Here is an 18,034-nt window from a genome sequence, read left to right as displayed (position 1 = left end):
AAGCCGCTTGGCTCAATGTGGGTTAGAAGCGAGGAGAGTGAAAGGATTGAAATTAAGACAAATTAGATATATATTTGGTGCATTTCTCCTTGTTTCGCTGCTAGTTATCGGGTTTTGTAAACCCGTTCGAGATTTTTTGGTTTTCCCTAAGCAAGTCGTATTATTTGAAGGACAACATTCTCAGGTTTCATCCTCGGTTCCTGTGTTTCAAGCAACCTCCACAAATCCGGCCGTTTTTACAGTTGGAGATCCGCAGCAAAAGGAGGCATTATCAGTAAACGCTCATGAAAGCGGCGAGGCTGAAATGGTACTAGAGCTGGCAGGGTTTCCTGTGAAAAAGGTAAATGTAAGAGTATTAAGGGATTTTAAAGTGCTTCCCGGCGGACAATCCATCGGAGTAAAGCTAAACACAAAAGGTGTGCTTGTTGTTGGGCATCATCTAATCCAAACAGCAAACGGCAGGTTATCTCCTGGGGAGACAGCCGGTATTAAGATTGGAGACATGATCACCGAAATAAACGGTAAAACCATCGAGCGCATGAGTGATGTGGCTCCGTTTATTCAGCATAGCGGAAAAACAGGCGAGCCTTTAAATATTGTACTGCTACGGGATTCAAAGCAGATTCGAACGAAATTAACACCGCTGAAGGCAAAGGATGAGGAGTCGTATCGCATTGGATTATACATCCGGGATTCGGCGGCCGGCATTGGAACGATGACGTTCATTGATCCAGAATCAATGAAGTACGGCGCACTTGGCCACGTCATTTCGGACGGCGATACGAAAAAGCCCATTCAAGTAGAGAATGGACAAATTGTTCGTTCAACAGTTACATCTATCCAGCGCGGAAGCAACGGAAATCCTGGCGAGAAGTTAGCACGTTTTTCCCCAGATCATGAAATTATCGGGAATATTACAACGAACAGCCCTTTCGGCATATTTGGGAAGCTAAACACAAATGTCAAAAACGGCATTATGGATCAAGCTCTTCCAATTGCTCTGTCACATCAAGTGAAAGAAGGACCAGCTAAAATTTTAACGGTCATTGAAAAGGATAAGGTAGAAGAGTTTGATGTGGAGATTGTCAGCAGTATTCCACAAAAATTCCCTGCTACAAAAGGAATGGTTGTCAAAATTACAGATAAGCGGCTTCTTGAAAAAACTGGCGGTATCGTGCAGGGCATGAGCGGAAGTCCAATTATTCAAGGCGGCAAGCTTATTGGAGCTGTTACCCATGTCTTTGTAAACGATCCAACCAGCGGTTATGGTGTCCACATTGAATGGATGTTAAACGAAGCAGGAATTAACATTTATAATCAATATGACCACCAGAAAAAAGCAAGCTGACACATCTCAGCTTGCTTTTTTCTGCCAGTTTTACATTTAAAGGTTTTTCCTCTTTTTATTTTAGTGTAGAATGGGAGAGAATAAGGTTTTTTCGTATAATTCTAAGAGCAGCAGAAGGAAGAAAAATGCTGTCTCCTGCTGTCTGATAGACATAAAAAGCGATGAATGAAACGAAAAGCCGCTGAAAAACAAAAAAAACGTGAGAAAATCAGGATTTTTCTTGCTTTTTTAGTAAATAAGGAATTTTCAAAAAGGAAATTTTAAACAATTGTCGAAAACTTCATTCATGTAACTTGTACTTTGCAAAGGAGAGACTGGAGTTAGGAAAAGGGAGGAAGAGCTGTGGAGAAGATTAAAGTATGCCTCGTGGATGATAATAAAGAGCTAGTCTCCATGTTGGAGGGCTATGTGTCGGCACAGGATGATATGGAAGTGATTGGAATCGCCTACAATGGACAAGAATGCTTGAACATGCTAAAAGATAGAAATCCGGACGTGCTCGTATTAGATATTATTATGCCTCATTTGGACGGTCTTGCTGTTTTGGAGAAACTTCGTATGATGGACAAACCAAAACAGCCGAATGTGATCATGTTAACGGCCTTCGGTCAAGAAGATGTTACCAAGAAGGCTGTAGATTTAGGGGCTTCATACTTTATCCTAAAGCCGTTTGATATGGAAAACCTAACGAGCCATATTCGTCAAGTGAGCGGCAAGCCGAGCGCCTTTGTCAAACGTCCGCTTCCTGCCTTTCGTTCTTCGCTTTCAGATGGAAAACCGAAAAATCTGGATGCGAGCATTACAAGTATTATTCACGAGATCGGTGTTCCGGCTCATATTAAAGGATATATGTATTTACGCGAAGCCATCTCAATGGTCTATAACGATATAGAATTGCTTGGTTCTATTACAAAAGTACTGTACCCGGACATTGCAAAGAAATATAACACAACAGCAAGCCGTGTAGAACGCGCAATTCGTCATGCGATAGAAGTAGCCTGGAGCCGCGGCAATATCGAGTCAATTTCTTCTTTGTTTGGTTATACCGTATCGATGTCAAAGGCAAAGCCTACGAACAGCGAATTCATCGCGATGGTTGCGGATAAACTGCGCCTCGAGCATAAGGCTTCTTGAGAGGGTTAGAATCAAGGGGTTTGGTGTTTTGTTAACGCGATGAATGTTTTACAACTCCAATAAACTTTCAAGGAGGATCCCAACGAATGGTTTAAGCTTATGCTGAAAGCTGCGATTGGTTTTGTCCAAAAATTGGAGTTTATGCTGTATCTTGAGCTGATTTTAACAAATAAGTACGGAATTGTCACCAATATCACTTTGGTGGCTTTTTTCCGTTTCAGCATGACGGCATTGTATTCTTACGGGTGGTTTTGACTCATAGAAAAAAGCAGCCATATCTAAAAAATAGATATGGCTGCTTCTTTTTTTCACTTTCAGAAAGTATAAATTTCTAGCTGGAAGACCATTCGACGTAGTCGGACATTTTAGGAATACAGTATAAGGGCAACCACGCCTCTGTCTTCGCCCAAGAGCGAGGCTTGTCAATCGGCAAGTTTTCTTTATTACATATTTTATCTATTGGCTTGCACAAGCACTAGATGATGATCATTTGTTACATCAATATTTTTTACCGTACTCTTCTAGTTTTTTATTGTACAATTTGGAAAATTCCTGAATAATATATTGAATTTCCCTGTTCAGCTTATTTGTCTCCATCTGAAAATTTATCCTTTCTTACAGTGTAAAGAAAGCTCTTAGCGCCCCCTTACCGCTCACATAAATTCTGACTGTACTTGGTAAAATAAGTGTGTTCGGTAAGGAGTTGTGTAGAATGAAAAAAACATTTCGGATAACAGCGGTCGTAGCTGCGGCAGCAATCCTTGGCTGGTGCCTTTTTACATTCATAGAATTCGAGTACGCTTACATACCACCAGATAGGGAAACAAGAGGTAAAGAGCGGAATTCTGTAGAGCTTTTATCCGTTTCCTCCAAGGCAGAGACAGGATCGGATGAGCAGTTAAAGCTTGGCAAAAAGATGTTCTTTGCGGAAAACTTTGGAAATGAAGTGTTTTTTACGGATATATTAGGAATGTTTGATGGGGCGTTTACGTTATCAAATATTGCAAAAGCAATTATCCAACTGCATGGAGAGGGTACGTCCAATTTGAAGGTTGAAGCTGCGCAATCTTTTCAAGCAGGCGGGATATCGATTAAAAAAGGAGACTTGATTGACACGGGCCTTGATGTGGCAAAAGGTACCTATGTTCCGCTTGGCATAAAATTTGTAGTAGATGAAGGAAGGATGAAGGCAGGGGTTAGCTGCGCGGCATGTCATGCTTCTGTAGATGGCAAAGGAAATGTGCTCCCAGGTATTCCAAATACAGATTTAAATATTGGGTTGATTTTAGCGATGAGCTCTAATAGTGCATCTTACTTTACCCATACTGAAATGAAAAATCTTCGTGAATTTATGAAAAAAGCTGATGAAATTTCAAAGGAGAAACAGCAGATACAGCTGCCAGATGCCGAGAAATTAGAGGAATTTGTTGACGCAGAGTTTGTAAAGTGGCCAAGAGGCAGCAATGATACAACGATAGACTTGAAGAACAATCCTGTACAAGTGCCGGACAGCTTTACCTTAGGCGATCAGCCGTATGGCTGGAGCGGGCAAGGGCAAGTTGGTCCGTTTAAAGGGTTGAGTGCTTTAATTAACAATACACACTCACAAAATATGGACGCTATATCGCAGTCGAGCATTAGCCAACCCGTACTAGGTATTGACAAAGATGTCTATTTAGGGACTCTTCTGCAGCGTGCAGCCTATAAAAAATACCGATATGACCCAACAAGCAAGGAGACGCCATCTGCATTCTTTGCAAAGGTTGATCCGACTCCCGGAGTTCCCGGTGTCAATCGGATGATTCCAGCCGCCACCTATCCAAAAATCTCATATCTCTCTAGCGTCGGCCTTTTGCCTAGTGCCCCTGGATACAAGGCGTGGGAGCAAGTCAATGCGATGTCTGCGTATACGAATTCCCTTCAACCCCCTTCCACAGGTTTAAAAACGGAGGCTGCCGTATATGAGGAAGGAAAGAGAGTATTTGCAAAAGCTGGCTGTATATCCTGTCATGCTGGAGAATATTTAACGAATAATCAGCTTATTAAAGCAGGGGAGATTGGCACAGATCCTTCTCGAGCAGCTGGGTTTAAGAGAACGGAGAGGTATTTTACAAGCCCAAAAATGTATACGTCTGATACACCTGTTCCGCTGCCAAAGCATCCGAAAAAGGAAGACGTGCAGCTTACTCCAGAGCAGGAAAAATACTTGAAGCTCGGCTGGGCGCATGGGAATTCAAGCGGTGCTTATAAAGTTCCAAGCTTATACGGACTCTACTGGAGTGCTCCTTACTTACATGATGCAGGGGTAGCGGTAGGAAGCAAGAACGAACTGGGAGTTTCGAATACACTTATGCAAGGAAAGAAAGCGGATGCTGTAAATAGCTTGCAAGCTTTAGTCGATTCAAAATTGAGACGACAAGTTATAGAGGAGAATCTATCCGATAATCGGTTACGAACAGCCCATATTTCTGGAAACGGGCATGAATTTTGGGTGGATGAAACAACCGGTTTTACAAGCCAAGAGCAACAAGCGCTGATTCATTACTTGCTTCGGTTTACGGATGAATAAGAAAAATGAACAGAAGGCTAAAGAGCAAGGCACATTGCCTTGCTCTTTAGCTTTCTTCTTTGGGCTGTTGTTCAAGCTCCATCAGCTTTTTCACTAAAATATGCTGGGGCATATGCATAAGCTGCTCAAGCGGTACATTTAAGGCCTCTGCCAGCTTGATAGCTGTCTCTGGTGAAAGTTGTAAAGGTCGCATGACTTTTCCTCCTTTTTTATATATTATAACATAACAAGGGGGAGTGAATCATGACGCTTATCTTTGGACATCGCGGTGCGGCGGGTACATTTCCAGAAAATACGATGCCGTCCTTTCAGGAAGCGGCACGGCTTGGCGCGGATGGTATCGAGCTTGATGTACAAATGACGAAGGATGGAACAGTTGTCGTCATCCACGATGAAACAGTGGACAGGACAACGAATGGTAGCGGTGCAGTGTTGGATTATACATATGATGAGCTGTCAAAGCTTGATGCGAGCCATACATTTAGCGAGAAAACCGGCTTTTGTACAATTCCGACATTAGAGGAGGTACTGCATTGGCTCAGCAAAACCGAGCTGCTCATAAATATTGAATTCAAAAATAATAAACAGAAATACCGCGGGCTTGAAGAGGAAGTTATTACGCTTGTGCGAAAATACGGTTTAGAATCTCGTACTGTTTTTTCTTCTTTTTCGCAAACGAGCATAATGAAATGCCGTGAGTTAGCACCAGATATTGAAACTGCTCTTTTATATAAGTTTGGTGTACGCATTCCATGGCTGTACGCAAAACGATTAGGCGTCAGTGCAATTCATCCGAATTACAAATACATCGCAGCGCCAGTCATTTGGCTGACGCTGCTAAACAATATTGCAGTAAGGCCGTATACGGTCAATGATGAGGAATCCTTGCGGAAGCTAGGGAAGCTCGGAATTTCCGCTGTTATAACCGACTATCCTGACCGAGCTGTTCGGATACTGCGGGAAAATAGGTAAGTTAAAAACTTGAAATATCGTACTTGTTATCTTTATGCCAATCCTTTTGAATATCCTAATAGCTTAGTCTGATTATGTTCTTCCTTTTACAATATTAAATAATTTTAAAGCACTTCGTTATATGTCTGTTCAAATAAAAGAGATAGTTTTAATTTACACTGAAAGAAAACTCGCCAAATCTCGGCGAGTTTTCTTCATTTCCGAAACCGCGCCTGCACTTTGTTGCGTTTGCGATCGCGGTGCAGAATAAAGCCTCCGAACACGTATATACCGAATCCAAATAATACAAGACCGATAAGAAATTGCATCCATAATGCGGGGATAGGAGGCTGTAAAATAGCAAATACAGTATCACGCATAAGTTTGATACCTATAACTGCAAGGAAAATGGGAATAAGGGCGAGCAATAGGGCGATAAAACGTGTCATATGCCTGTCTTCCTTTCAGAAAATTCCTACTATACAAAAGCATCTTACAGTTTGTATTTATTTGTCAAGGGGAAATAAAACAAGTATGATAAAGGTATGAAAAACCTTGCATGATTTGTCCGAGGAGATGACAAATATGAAGCGAAAAGTCATGATTATCGGGGCAGGAAAAGGCGGGAGTGCGGTTTTACGTATGCTGAAGCAGTCGAATATTTTTGATGTGAAGATAATGGTTGATTGCAATGAGAAAGCACCAGGACTTGTGCTAGCAAAACAATTCGGCATTCGAACGGAAACGGATTGGAGAGTCATTGGACAAACAGAAGTGCATGTTATTTTTGATATGACAGGACGAAGGGATCTGTATCAAGCACTTTTGCAGGAAAGAGGGGAGGATGCTGTTATTGTCCCCAGTGCGGTCGCAAAGCTGATTGTGCAAATGCAGGAGGAATCGGAGCAGAGGGATTTAATTTTCAACTCCGCTCATGATGGGATGATTGTTGTCGACAGGATAGGATGCATTACGCTCTTTAATAAAAGCGCTGAGCAGATAACAGGCTATAATGGAAATGAAGTCATCGGAAAATACATAGCAGAGGTAATTACAGGGAGCCAGCTTCCCCGTGTACTCCATACAGGAGCCATTGAGGTTCACCGGGAACTTGAGCTTGAAAATGGCACAAAACTCATTACAACGCGTATTCCTATTATAAGCGAGGATGGAGAGATAACGGGGGCGTTTGCCGTCTTTAAAGATATTACTGAGGTTGTGAGCTTAGCAGAAGAAGTCACAAATTTAAAAGAAATTCAAATGCTGCTAGAGGCTATTATCCATTCTTCAGAGGAGGCAATTTCCGTTGTGGATGAAAAGGGGCGCGGCATCATGATTAATCCCGCCTACACGAGACTGACTGGGCTAGAGCGGGAGGATGTCATTGGAAAACCTGCAAATGCTGATATTGCCGAGGGAGAGAGCATGCATATGAAGGTGCTGCAAACATGCCGGCCCGTCCGTGGTATTCAAATGAAGGTAGGGCCTAAAAAGCGTGATGTTATTGTCAATGTCGCACCAGTTATTGTAGACGGTACGCTAAAGGGCAGCGTCGGCGTGATTCGCGATGTTTCTGAAATCCATAAGCTGACCGGAGAACTGCAGCTTGCTCGGCAAATTATCCGCACGCTGGAAGCGAAATATTCGTTCGCTGATATTATTGGCTCCTCGGAAGGGATTTCACTTGCGATTGAACAGGCAAAACTTGGGGCAAATACGCCAGCTACTGTTTTGCTGCGCGGAGAATCCGGTACGGGTAAGGAATTGTTCGCGCACGCTATTCATAATGGCAGCAATCGTAAGTACAATAAGTTTATTCGCGTGAACTGCGCCTCTCTTTCGGAATCGCTTCTGGAAAGTGAATTGTTTGGTTATGAAGAAGGGGCCTTTTCCGGTGCAAAGCGCGGCGGAAAACGAGGATTGTTTGAAGAGGCAAACAACGGAAGTATTTTTCTTGATGAAATTGGCGAGCTCTCAGCGAGCACGCAAGCAAAGCTGCTGCGTGTCCTGCAGGAAAAAGAAATTGTCCGTGTAGGCGGCACCATGCCAATTTCAGTAAACGTCCGCGTAATTGCAGCTACGAATGTAAATTTAGAGAGAGCGATTTTGGCAGGAAAGTTCCGGGAGGATTTATATTATCGGGTTAATAAGATTCCGATTTATATCCCGCCGCTGCGGCAGCGGAAGGAAGATATTCCTGCAATTGCGGAACGGCTGATTCAAAAGATTAATCAAGATTATGGACGAAATGTAGAAGGACTGACCGAATCAGCATTGCGGCGTTTACAGCGATACGATTGGCCGGGAAATGTTCGAGAACTTGAAAATATTTTAGGGAGAGCTGTTATTTTTATGAAGTATAATGAAATGTATATCGATATCTCGCATGTACCCTCACTTCTTCATGAAAAAGAAGCGGAAACAGTAAAACAAGCTGCAGAAGCACTCGTAGAGACGGCTTCGCTGGAGAAGCTCGTCACGGAATTTGAAGGGAGAATTATTACAGAGTATTTAGACAAGCTTGGGGGCAATAAGACAAAAACGGCAAAAGCATTGGGCATCTCTCTTAGAAACCTGTATTATAAACTTGAGAAATATGAGCATGCAAAAAATAGCAAGCAATAATTTGCATGGTGTGTAGGTTTTTGCATGTTTTTTTGGCACTCTTTCACATAGGCTGTGCCGTTTTTCAAGCAATTGCCGCATTGTATGAATAAGATTATTTTTTCATTTTCACAGAAAATGGAACGTTATTTGCTTGATAGAGGAGTGAAGGTAACAGCAAGAAGTCTGGAAACAGACTTAGGTATGCTGATGGAAAGAATTTCGCGGTAGGCAAGGAAACGGCAGCTGTTGCGAAAAACACAATCTATTTTACACATTTAAGAATGTATCAATTTCAACAAGGTGTAAGTGTAACTACGCCTCTGTCTTCGCCTTATGGCTTGCCAATCGGCGAGTTTTCTTGATCCGTTCTGAACATGGAACCAGTATCTTATATAAATGACTTATTTATGTCGCACATGCGAATCGGTGCGATTGTGCAGGCGCAAGTACCCCTTTATTGTAACGTCGCGTTCGGATACGGTGAATACAAACCTTTATTCGTTAACTTTGGCAGCGATAACTGCCTTGCCATCATGGGTAGACATACAAGGGGGAACAAAAGGTGGAAATTTTCCAGTACATGGAGAAGTATGATTATGAACAATTGTTATTTTGTCAAGATCGTGTTTCTGGTTTGAAGGCTATTATTTGCATTCATGATACAACGCTTGGTCCAGCTCTTGGCGGAACACGAATGTGGACGTATGAGTCTGAGGACGAAGCGATTGAGGATGCTCTTCGTCTTGCAAAAGGCATGACATATAAAAATGCTGCAGCCGGTTTGAGCCTAGGAGGCGGCAAAGCGGTAATTATCGGTGATCCAAGAAGGGATAAAAGCGAAGCAATGTTTCGAGCATTTGGTCGCTTTATTCAGGGCTTGAACGGACGATACATTACGGCTGAAGATGTTGGTACAACTGTAGCGGATATGGACATTATTCATGAAGAAACAGACTATGTAACGGGTATTTCTCCCTCGTTTGGTTCTTCGGGTAATCCTTCTCCAGTGACGGCGTTTGGTGTATATCGCGGCATGAAGGCAGCGGCAAAGGAAGCATTTGGAACAGATAGCTTAAGCGGAAAAACAATTGCTGTGCAAGGTGTTGGAAATGTAGCTTATAATTTGTGCAAGTACTTGTATAAAGAGGGAGCCCTGCTTATTGTGACGGATATTCATAAAGAATCGGTCCAGCGTGCTGTAGACGAATTTGGGGCAAGAGCGGTTGACCCACAAGATATTTACGGCGTGCAGTGTGATATTTATGCACCGTGCGCGCTCGGCGCAACTGTAAACGACCAAACAATTCCGCTTATGAAAGCGAAGGTTATTGCTGGTGCCGCAAATAATCAATTAAAGGAAGCACGTCATGGAGATGCATTGCATGAAAGAGGTATTATCTATGCGCCTGATTATGTAATTAATGCGGGCGGTGTGATTAATGTGGCAGATGAACTATACGGTTATAATAGAGAACGGGCTCTTAAAAAGGTGGAAGCAGTATACGAAAATATCGAGAAGGTTCTCGAGATTTCAAAGAGAGATGCCATTCCGACATATCTAGCGGCAGACCGTTTGGCAGAGGAGCGTATTGAGCTTATGAAACATACAAGAAGCACGTTCTTGCAAAACGGTCATCATATACTAAGCCGCCGTTAATTTAAAAAGGAGGACAGAAGGAAATCTTCTGTTTTTCGCGTAATGGTATGGAAGGAGAAGCTTCGCTCTGCTTTGTATTTCTATTTATCCATGCAGCAAGCACCTCTACAAAAATACAAGTCTTTGACGATAAACAATCGATTCCAAAAGAAACGATTGGATACGATGACGAGGAAGCCGAGGCATATCAAATTTTAAAGGAGATTGGATCGGCAAGCGCTGTGTTAATCGGCATAGAGATGCTATTATTTTAACAGATCAAAAAATATAACATTTTAGGTACAGTCTCTTCGCAAGGAAAAAAGTGTAAGAGAGTACATTGTACGAGAAGAAATGGTAGGCAGGGGCTGAAGAACATGGCAACAGAATATGATTTGGTCATTATTGGCGGCGGTACAGGTGGTTATGTCGCCGCGATCCGCGCTTCGCAGCTAGGCTTGAAAACAGCGCTTGTGGAAAAAGGCAAGCTTGGCGGTACCTGCTTGCATGCGGGATGTATTCCAAGCAAGGTGCTGCTGCGCAGTGCAGAAGTATATAGAATAGCGAAACAAAGCGAGGAGTTTGGTGTAATCACAAGCGATGTGGCGCTGGACTTTTCAAAGGTGCAAATGCGCGTGGATCGCGTAGTAAATCAGCTGCATCGCGGTGTACAGCATTTGATGAAGCAAGGAAAAATTGATGTGTATGAGGGGTACGGACGGATTTTAGGACCTTCTATCTTTTCACCGATGCCAGGGACGATTTCTGTTGAGATGAGTGACGGGGGAGAAAATGAAATGCTTCTTCCAAAAAACGTAATCATCGCAACAGGCTCTAGACCAAGATCCCTTCCTGGCTTGGAGCTAGACGGTGTATATGTCATGTCCTCCGATCATGCTCTGCAACTGCAGAAGGTGCCGAAATCGATTCTCATTGTAGGCGGTGGTGTGATTGGGATTGAGTGGGCATCAATGCTAGCTGATTTTGGCGCAGAGGTTACAGTTCTTGAATATGCCGACCGTGTGCTGCCGTCTGAGGATGCTGACATTGCCAAGGAAATGGGACGCCTTCTGCAGAAAAAAGGCATCCGGATTGTGACTAACGCGAAAGTATTGCCAGAGACGCTTGTAAAGGAAAATGGCGTAACCATTCAAGCAGAGCACCAAGGCAAGCGAGTAGAGTTTGCAGCCGAAACGATGCTTGTTTCGGTCGGGAGACAAGCGAATATTGAAGGAATCGGCTTAGAGAATACGGACATTGTGCTAGAAAACGGTTATATTCAAACGAATGAATATTACCAAACAAAGGAATCACATATCTATGCAATCGGCGATGTGATTGGTGGCTTGCAGCTCGCGCACGTTGCCTCACATGAGGGGATCTTGGGAGTAGAGCATATTGCTGAGCAAAAGCCGCAGCCAATTGATTATTCTCACGTTTCTAGATGTGTGTACAGCAATCCTGAAGCTGCGTCCGTAGGCTATACGGAGCAGGAAGCAAAAGAACAAGGCTATGAGCTGAAGGTTGGGAAATTTCCATTTCGTGCTATTGGGAAGGCTCTTGTCCACGGAGACACGGACGGATTTGTGAAAATCATCGCCGATGAGAGAACAAATGATATCCTTGGTGTTCATATGATTGGTCCGCACGTAACAGATATGATTTCTGAAGCAGCGCTGGCGCGTGTGCTTGATGCGACACCGTGGGAAATTGGAAAAACGATTCACCCGCATCCATCTTTATCTGAAGCAATCGGAGAAGCTGCCTTGGCGGTGGATGGAAAAGCGCTGCATTCGTAATTTGGGAGGGGACATTGATGATTCAAAATACATTGCGTCATGAAGAGCTTGGCTTGACGAATGAAACGGTATTAGATATGTATCGGACGATGCTATTGGCACGCAAAATTGACGAACGGATGTGGTTATTAAACCGCGCTGGGAAAATCCCATTTGTTGTTTCGTGTCAAGGACAGGAAGCAGCACAGGTGGGAGCTGCATTTGCACTCGATCAGGATAAAGATTATATCTTACCGTATTACCGCGATATGGGCGTTGTGTTAACATTTGGTATGACCGCAAAGGAGCTTATGCTGTCTGCGTTTGCGAAGGCGGAGGATCCAAACTCCGGCGGCCGGCAGATGCCGGGTCACTTTGGACAAAAGAAAAATCGCATCGTTACCGGATCTTCCCCGGTAACAACCCAGGTGCCTCATGCAGTTGGCATTGCGCTTGCCGGACGATTAGACGGAAAAGATTTGGTCACCTTTGTAACGTTCGGAGAAGGCTCTTCGAATCAAGGAGACTTTCACGAAGGAGCAAACTTTGCCGGTGTGCATAAGCTTCCTGTTATTTTTATGTGTGAAAATAATAAATATGCAATTTCTATACCGGTTGAAAAGCAATTAGCATGTAAAAATGTATCAGATCGTGCAATTGGGTATGGGATGCCAGGATATACGGTAGATGGAAATGATCCGCTTGAGGTCTACCGCGTTGTGAAGGAAGCTGCTGATCGTGCACGCAGGGGAGAAGGCCCAACCTTAATTGAAACTGTCTGCTATCGTTTAACGGCGCACTCAAGCGATGATGATGACCTCGTGTACCGGACGAAGGAGGAAGTAACGGAGGCAAAGAAAAACGATCCGGTTCACACCTTTGCTCTCTATCTGAGAGAAGCCGGCATATTGACAGATGAGACAGAACAGCAGCTGCTGGATGAAATCACAACAATTATAAATGAAGCTACAGAGTATGCAGAGCAAGCTCCTTACGCAGATCCTGAAGCTGCGCTGCGATACGTATACGGGGAATAAGGGGGAACCATCTTATGGCGGTAATATCTTTTATTGATGCTATTACAATGGCGATGCGCGAGGAAATGGAGCGAGACGGACGCGTATTTGTGCTAGGGGAGGACGTAGGACGAAAGGGCGGCGTATTTAAAGCGACGCAAGGTTTATATGATGCTTTTGGCGAGGAGCGTGTTATGGATACGCCGCTTGCGGAATCTGCCATCGCCGGCGTAGCAATCGGTGCAGCAATGTACGGGATGCGCCCCGTTGCGGAAATGCAATTTGCTGACTTTATCATGCCCGCTGTAAACCAAATTATTTCCGAGGCGGCAAAAGTTCGCTACCGTTCTAACAATGACTGGACTTGTCCAGTCACAATCCGTGCTCCATTTGGCGGAGGTGTGCACGGTGCACTTTATCACTCGCAATCTGTAGAAGCAGTTTTCGCGAATCAGCCGGGTTTGAAAATTGTGATTCCCTCCACTCCATATGATGCAAAAGGCTTGTTAAAGGCAGCGATTCGCGATGCGGATCCTGTACTGTTTTTTGAACATAAGCGCGCCTATCGCCTCATAAAAGGCGAGGTGCCGGATACAGATTATGTACTGCCGATTGGTAAAGCAGATGTGAAGCGCGAGGGTGAGGACATTACTGTGATCACATACGGCTTATGCGTGCATTTTGCGCTGCAAGCAGCTGAGAAATTGGCGCAGGACGGAATCAGCGCTCATATTCTTGATTTGCGCACAGTATACCCACTTGACCAAGAAGCGATTATTGAAGCTGCGTCCAAAACGGGAAAGGTGCTCCTTGTGACAGAGGATAATAAAGAGGGCAGTGTCATGAGCGAGGTTGCGGCAATCATTGCAGAACATTGCTTATTTGAATTAGATGCTCCGATTAAGCGTCTCGCAGGGCCAGATGTACCAGCAATGCCGTACGCACCGCCGATGGAGAAGTTCTTCATGGTAAACCCGGACAAAATTGAAAAAGCGATGCGCGAGCTTGCGGAATTTTAATCGGGGGAGGGACAACAATGGCTCGTGAAAAAATTACAATGCCTCAGCTCGGTGAGAGCGTAACAGAAGGCACGATTAGCAGATGGCTTGTGTCCGTAGGAGATCATGTGAAGAAGTATGACCCGCTGGCTGAGGTAATGACAGATAAAGTAAACGCAGAAATCCCATCGTCCTTTGAAGGTGTGATTCAAGAATTAGTTGCAAGTGAAGGAGATACGCTTTTAGTTGGCGAAACGATTTGTATCATGGAGATAGAGGAAATTGAGAAGGAAATTTCTTCACAATCTGCTGAAGCGGCAACGGCAGGCATTCAGGAAAGTATGGATACACAAACACCAGTCAAAGCAGCTCGCTATTCTCCGGCTGTATTAAGGCTTGCACAGGAGCATAATATTGATTTAGCTCAGGTGCGCGGTACCGGACTAAACGGGCGCATTACGCGAAAGGATTTACTGAAACTAGTAGAATTAGGAAATATCCCAATTCCACAAGCAGAAGTACCAGAGCCTGTGCTGCAGGCAGTCGCGCCAGAGCCTGCGGTGCCACAAGAACCAAAGAAGGAGCATAAGCCAAAGGCTGCTGAAACAAAGGTGCTGCCTCGAGCGGTGGTTGTACCAGCCATGAAAGGTGATGCGGTCATTCCTGTGTCGGGTGTACGCAAGACGATTGCTGCGAATATGCTCCGCAGCAAACAGGAAATTCCTCATGCTTGGATGATGATTGAGGTGGATGTAACGAATCTAGTGACCTATCGTGACCGCATCAAGGATGAATTTAAGCAGCGTGAAGGTTTCAACCTGACATATTTTGCGTTTTTTGTAAAAGCAGTAGCGCAAGCCTTGAAAGAATTCCCGCAAGTAAATTCGATGTGGGCGGGAGATGCAGTTATTCAGAAAAAGGATGTTCACATATCCATTGCGGTAGCAACAGAAAATGAGCTGTTTGTTCCTGTTGTTAAGCACGCGGATGAGAAAACGATTAAGGGAATCGCTCGTGATATTTCCGAACTTGCGCGGAAAGTACGAACGAAAAGCTTAAAGCCAGACGATATGCAGGGCGGAACATTTACAGTCAACAACACAGGCTCATTCGGTTCTGTTCAATCGATGGGGATTATCAATTATCCGCAGGCGGCAATTTTACAGATTGAGACAATTGTAAAGCGTCCTGTCGTTGTAAATGGAAACATGTTAGCGATTCGTGACATGGTCAATCTTTGTCTATCTCTCGATCATCGTGTACTAGACGGCTTAATTTGCGGAAAGTTTTTAGCGCGTGTGAAAGAGATTTTGGAGAATACATCGGAAGAACATACACCGATCTACTAAGAATGAACATGAAGTTTGCCCTACAGCAACTCTATGAGAAGGGTAAGCAAGTTGTGATGGTTTTTATTATACTGTAGGAAATCCCATCTTGTGGTGTAAGATATACAAAGTTTTTCGTAGTCTGTGACAACAAATACAAAAAACCAAGGTTGTACCTTGGTTTTTTGTATGTTTCACGCTAAATAAGACGATTTCTAAGCTCATCCTTACATAAGAAGTACTCTTCAGCACCTTCTCCATCAGGGTGATTTTTTTTTGTACTTTTGTAGCATAGGTAAAATCCCCGAAGCAATACGGATAACGGAAATTCCCTTTAAATCCGCCGCAGGTATACAAATCTGGATGATCGTCCACCTGCATTTTTGAATAATCTTTTGCAAGTTTCTCGCTATGCTTAAAGCCATTTGCGGCCACATAGTGGATATATCCCGGCCCCATGTTATAGCTTTGTATAATCGTTTCCATGTCTACATGCTCTTTTACTCCAAGCGTATACATTTGATAAAAATGGAATACCCCTTGTTGAATGCTGAGAGAGGCGTCTTGGATTTCATTTCTTTTTAGTCCAGCCGATTCAGAGGCTTGCATGGGGTCATTGCCTTCTCCCCCGCTCTCCTGATACATAATGGCTAACAGCAAAGGAGTAAACTCGGTTAAATTATACTTATCGAGCTCTTTTTCGATACTCGGCTGGTAGGATAACACTTTTGCTGTATCTTTTAGAAAGATAGAAGAAAGATAACGGTTTAGTGTGTGTTTGAGTTCGCTTCCTCCGAGTCCGAAAGAAATAAAAGGGATGAGTAATAAGAGAAGAACGAAAAAAGAAAAGATTAGCTTTTTTATCATTGTTCCTTTATTCCTCCATTGCAAATATGTACACAGACTTAATGAATTACTCCTATTGATAAAAGGACTACGATTAGCTTTACACTGTAAGTGCAACTACGTTGCTATCTTCGCCCGAGGAGCAGGGCTCGCCAATCAGCGCAGCGAGTTTCACATTAAACAAGAAATTACAGATACTCTGTTATAGTAACACATTTAATCAAGAGAAGGATTACAAGTATCTTACAAATGATGCGCTGTGATTCTTCTGTTTTGAATTTTGCTCATAAAAAAATGATTATCAGCATCACTAGTAGGATCCTCATGAGAATCAACCTTTGTTGAAATGAAAATTCTCAGTAAACAAGTAGAGGTGACATGGAAGAAAAGCTAGTTTTCAAAAGGAATTTCATTATATATGTAGAAAATACAAATTTGTACAAATTAATAAATCTTATTTCATAAATTAGAAATAGGGAGAGAGGGATATTAACTTTAGAGGGGCAATAGTGAAGCTTACGGTTGGGATACGTTGATGGAATCGCTAGTAAATCTGAGGCGGTATGTCTCTTGTTTGCTGTCTCATGGGGGGAGTATATATGAAAATGTGGAAAATAGCTATATTTTATATCCTAACAGCTGTGGTATACGCACTTTACAAAGCGATTTTTATAGCTGTTCATTTGGAACTGAATGCTTCGCTCACCTATGAAAACGCGCTCCGCTGTCTCGGCTTTGGCTTGTTCCTCTTCTTTTCCTTTTCTGTTGCCTATTCCTATAGAAGGCGGTTACATCATGCGTTTCTTCTTACTTTCTTCTCCTGCTTATGGACATCCAATGCTGTTTGGCTTTGGGTATATTTACGGATTTTACAATAAAGAAAACTCGCCAATTGCGGCGAGTTTTCTTTATTGCTCCTTTTCCTTTTCCTCTATATGAATACGATATAAATTGGCGATAACATGCGTTTTATACAGTTCAAGCTTCTTTTGTTCAAATTTTGAAATCCCAATAGCTTTTAACTGCTGAATATACCAGCCTTTTGAGTAAAGATAAGCCACAAGTTCCCCCTCCTTTTTCCATATGTATATGAAATATTTTCAATGAGGAGAAGAAAAAATTATAAAGTCAAAAAAGGACAACTCATAATAAAATAGAAGAGAAGGTATACAAATCAACTCGTAATACGAGTAAACAGAAAGGCTTACAGATATGGGATATGTAGAGGAATTACGAAAGCTTGTCGGACATAGGCCGCTCATCCTTTTTGGCGCAGTTGTGCTTTTGCTGGATGAGAAAGAGCATGTGCTGCTGCAGCAGCGCACAGAACCGCGCGGCAGATGGGGACTTCCAGGGGGCTTGATGGAACTTGGGGAATCTCCCGAGGATACAGCTCGGCGCGAGGTATTTGAGGAAACGGGTATGCAGGTGCAACAGCTGCAACTCCTGGATGTCTATTCGGGACCCAATTATTTTGTGAAGTTAGCTAATGGAGATGAATTTCAAACTGTAACGGCAACGTATTATACACATGCCTATGAGGGAGAGCTTACGGTGAATCGGAGCGAAGCCTACGCGCTGCAATTCTTCGACATTCATAAGCTGCCAGAGGATATGGTTGGTTCTCATAAACGAATGGTGGAGGCATATGCATTGTTGGGAAGAAAGAATGGGTAGAAAAGCGGACACTGTCCGCTTTTCTTTCTTTCTCGACAGTTTGATGTAATTTCCATTTATTTTCCATACTATGTTATAATAATTGTAAATATAGGATAATTTTAGATATTTAATCTTTTTGCGATTTTGGACCGAGTAAGGACAAA

17 protein-coding genes and 3 pseudogenes are annotated in these 18,034 nt (G+C 43.2%); 16 read left to right on the top strand and 4 right to left on the bottom strand.

What is annotated here, in order from left to right; all coding sequences use genetic code 11:
• The first annotated feature begins 37 nt into the window (after positions 1-37).
• The 4 genes from spoIVB to EP737_RS06665 all read left to right on the top strand — a co-directional run bounded on the left by spoIVB (position 38) and on the right by EP737_RS06665 (position 5,051).
• Entirely contained in the window at positions 38-1,348 is a 1,311-nt protein-coding gene (gene spoIVB, locus EP737_RS06675; protein ID WP_129727161.1) for a SpoIVB peptidase, read from the top strand.
• Between the two features lie 342 nt (positions 1,349-1,690).
• Positions 1,691-2,482 carry a sporulation transcription factor Spo0A gene (spo0A, locus tag EP737_RS06670; RefSeq protein ID WP_129727160.1) on the top strand — a complete coding sequence of 264 codons (792 nt, stop codon included), beginning with the start codon at positions 1,691-1,693 and terminating at the stop codon, positions 2,480-2,482.
• 99 nt (positions 2,483-2,581) lie between these two features.
• Positions 2,582-2,737 (top strand): hypothetical protein, encoded by a 156-nt coding sequence (locus EP737_RS25965; RefSeq protein WP_205650889.1) that lies wholly within the window; start codon positions 2,582-2,584, stop codon positions 2,735-2,737.
• A gap of 457 nt (positions 2,738-3,194) precedes the next feature.
• A complete protein-coding gene (locus EP737_RS06665; protein WP_129727159.1) occupies positions 3,195-5,051 on the top strand; it encodes an electron transport protein in 1,857 nt (618 codons plus the stop codon).
• Between the two features lie 46 nt (positions 5,052-5,097).
• On the opposite strand, the gene EP737_RS06660 is transcribed toward EP737_RS06665, so the two are convergent.
• Complete coding sequence (locus EP737_RS06660; RefSeq protein WP_129727158.1) at positions 5,098-5,244, bottom strand: YycC family protein; 147 nt, start codon at positions 5,242-5,244, stop codon at positions 5,098-5,100.
• Positions 5,245-5,294: 50 nt separating this feature from the next.
• Here EP737_RS06660 and EP737_RS06655 point away from each other — a divergent pair, with 50 nt between their 5' ends.
• On the top strand, positions 5,295-6,023 hold the full coding sequence (locus EP737_RS06655) for a glycerophosphodiester phosphodiesterase (protein WP_129727157.1): 729 nt from the start codon (positions 5,295-5,297) through the stop codon (positions 6,021-6,023).
• A gap of 194 nt (positions 6,024-6,217) precedes the next feature.
• On the opposite strand, the gene EP737_RS06650 is transcribed toward EP737_RS06655, so the two are convergent.
• Positions 6,218-6,451 carry a DUF2627 domain-containing protein gene (locus EP737_RS06650; RefSeq protein ID WP_129727156.1) on the bottom strand — a complete coding sequence of 78 codons (234 nt, stop codon included), beginning with the start codon at positions 6,449-6,451 and terminating at the stop codon, positions 6,218-6,220.
• Positions 6,452-6,587: 136 nt separating this feature from the next.
• On the opposite strand from EP737_RS06650, the gene EP737_RS06645 reads away from it, so the two are divergent.
• The 9 genes and pseudogenes from EP737_RS06645 to EP737_RS06615 all read left to right on the top strand — a co-directional run.
• The gene (locus tag EP737_RS06645; RefSeq protein WP_129727155.1) at positions 6,588-8,627 is read left to right on the top strand and encodes a sigma-54 interaction domain-containing protein; all 2,040 of its coding nucleotides are present in this window, start codon (positions 6,588-6,590) and stop codon (positions 8,625-8,627) included.
• An 84-nt stretch (positions 8,628-8,711) separates the two neighbouring features.
• Entirely contained in the window at positions 8,712-8,837 is a 126-nt protein-coding gene (locus EP737_RS26505) for a hypothetical protein (protein WP_281278876.1), read from the top strand.
• A gap of 334 nt (positions 8,838-9,171) precedes the next feature.
• Positions 9,172-10,266 carry a branched-chain amino acid dehydrogenase gene (gene bcd, locus EP737_RS06640; RefSeq protein WP_129727154.1) on the top strand — a complete coding sequence of 365 codons (1,095 nt, stop codon included), beginning with the start codon at positions 9,172-9,174 and terminating at the stop codon, positions 10,264-10,266.
• Between the two features lie 47 nt (positions 10,267-10,313).
• Positions 10,314-10,520, top strand: a complete 207-nt coding sequence (locus EP737_RS06635) for a hypothetical protein (protein WP_129727153.1) — start codon at positions 10,314-10,316, stop codon at positions 10,518-10,520.
• Positions 10,521-10,622: 102 nt separating this feature from the next.
• On the top strand, positions 10,623-12,044 hold the full coding sequence (gene lpdA, locus EP737_RS06630) for a dihydrolipoyl dehydrogenase (protein WP_129727152.1): 1,422 nt from the start codon (positions 10,623-10,625) through the stop codon (positions 12,042-12,044).
• Between the two features lie 17 nt (positions 12,045-12,061).
• The gene (locus EP737_RS06625; RefSeq protein ID WP_129727151.1) at positions 12,062-13,060 is read left to right on the top strand and encodes a thiamine pyrophosphate-dependent dehydrogenase E1 component subunit alpha; all 999 of its coding nucleotides are present in this window, start codon (positions 12,062-12,064) and stop codon (positions 13,058-13,060) included.
• A 14-nt stretch (positions 13,061-13,074) separates the two neighbouring features.
• Entirely contained in the window at positions 13,075-14,058 is a 984-nt protein-coding gene (locus EP737_RS06620) for an alpha-ketoacid dehydrogenase subunit beta (protein WP_129727150.1), read from the top strand.
• A gap of 17 nt (positions 14,059-14,075) precedes the next feature.
• Positions 14,076-14,243, top strand: a pseudogene (locus EP737_RS26840) (biotin/lipoyl-containing protein); the annotation flags it as partial.
• 165 nt (positions 14,244-14,408) lie between these two features.
• Positions 14,409-15,386: pseudogene (locus EP737_RS06615) on the top strand (dihydrolipoamide acetyltransferase family protein); the annotation flags it as partial.
• 219 nt (positions 15,387-15,605) lie between these two features.
• Here the strand turns inward: EP737_RS06615 and EP737_RS06610 are convergent.
• Positions 15,606-16,232: pseudogene (locus EP737_RS06610) on the bottom strand (lysozyme family protein); the annotation flags it as partial.
• Between the two features lie 578 nt (positions 16,233-16,810).
• Between EP737_RS06610 and EP737_RS06605 the strand changes: the two are divergent.
• A complete protein-coding gene (locus tag EP737_RS06605; protein ID WP_129727147.1) occupies positions 16,811-17,089 on the top strand; it encodes a hypothetical protein in 279 nt (92 codons plus the stop codon).
• Positions 17,090-17,119: 30 nt separating this feature from the next.
• On the opposite strand, the gene EP737_RS06600 is transcribed toward EP737_RS06605, so the two are convergent.
• Positions 17,120-17,272 carry a DUF2639 domain-containing protein gene (locus EP737_RS06600; RefSeq protein WP_129727146.1) on the bottom strand — a complete coding sequence of 51 codons (153 nt, stop codon included), beginning with the start codon at positions 17,270-17,272 and terminating at the stop codon, positions 17,120-17,122.
• Between the two features lie 151 nt (positions 17,273-17,423).
• On the opposite strand from EP737_RS06600, the gene EP737_RS06595 reads away from it, so the two are divergent.
• A complete protein-coding gene (locus EP737_RS06595) occupies positions 17,424-17,888 on the top strand; it encodes an NUDIX hydrolase (protein WP_129727145.1) in 465 nt (154 codons plus the stop codon).
• The last annotated feature ends 146 nt before the right edge of the window (positions 17,889-18,034 follow it).

Source organism: Ectobacillus funiculus (assembly GCF_004138295.1).
Lineage (GTDB): Bacteria > Bacillota > Bacilli > Bacillales > Bacillaceae_G > Ectobacillus > Ectobacillus funiculus.
Note: the sequence above shows the minus strand (reverse complement) of the source record. Positions and strands in the feature narration are given on the sequence as shown.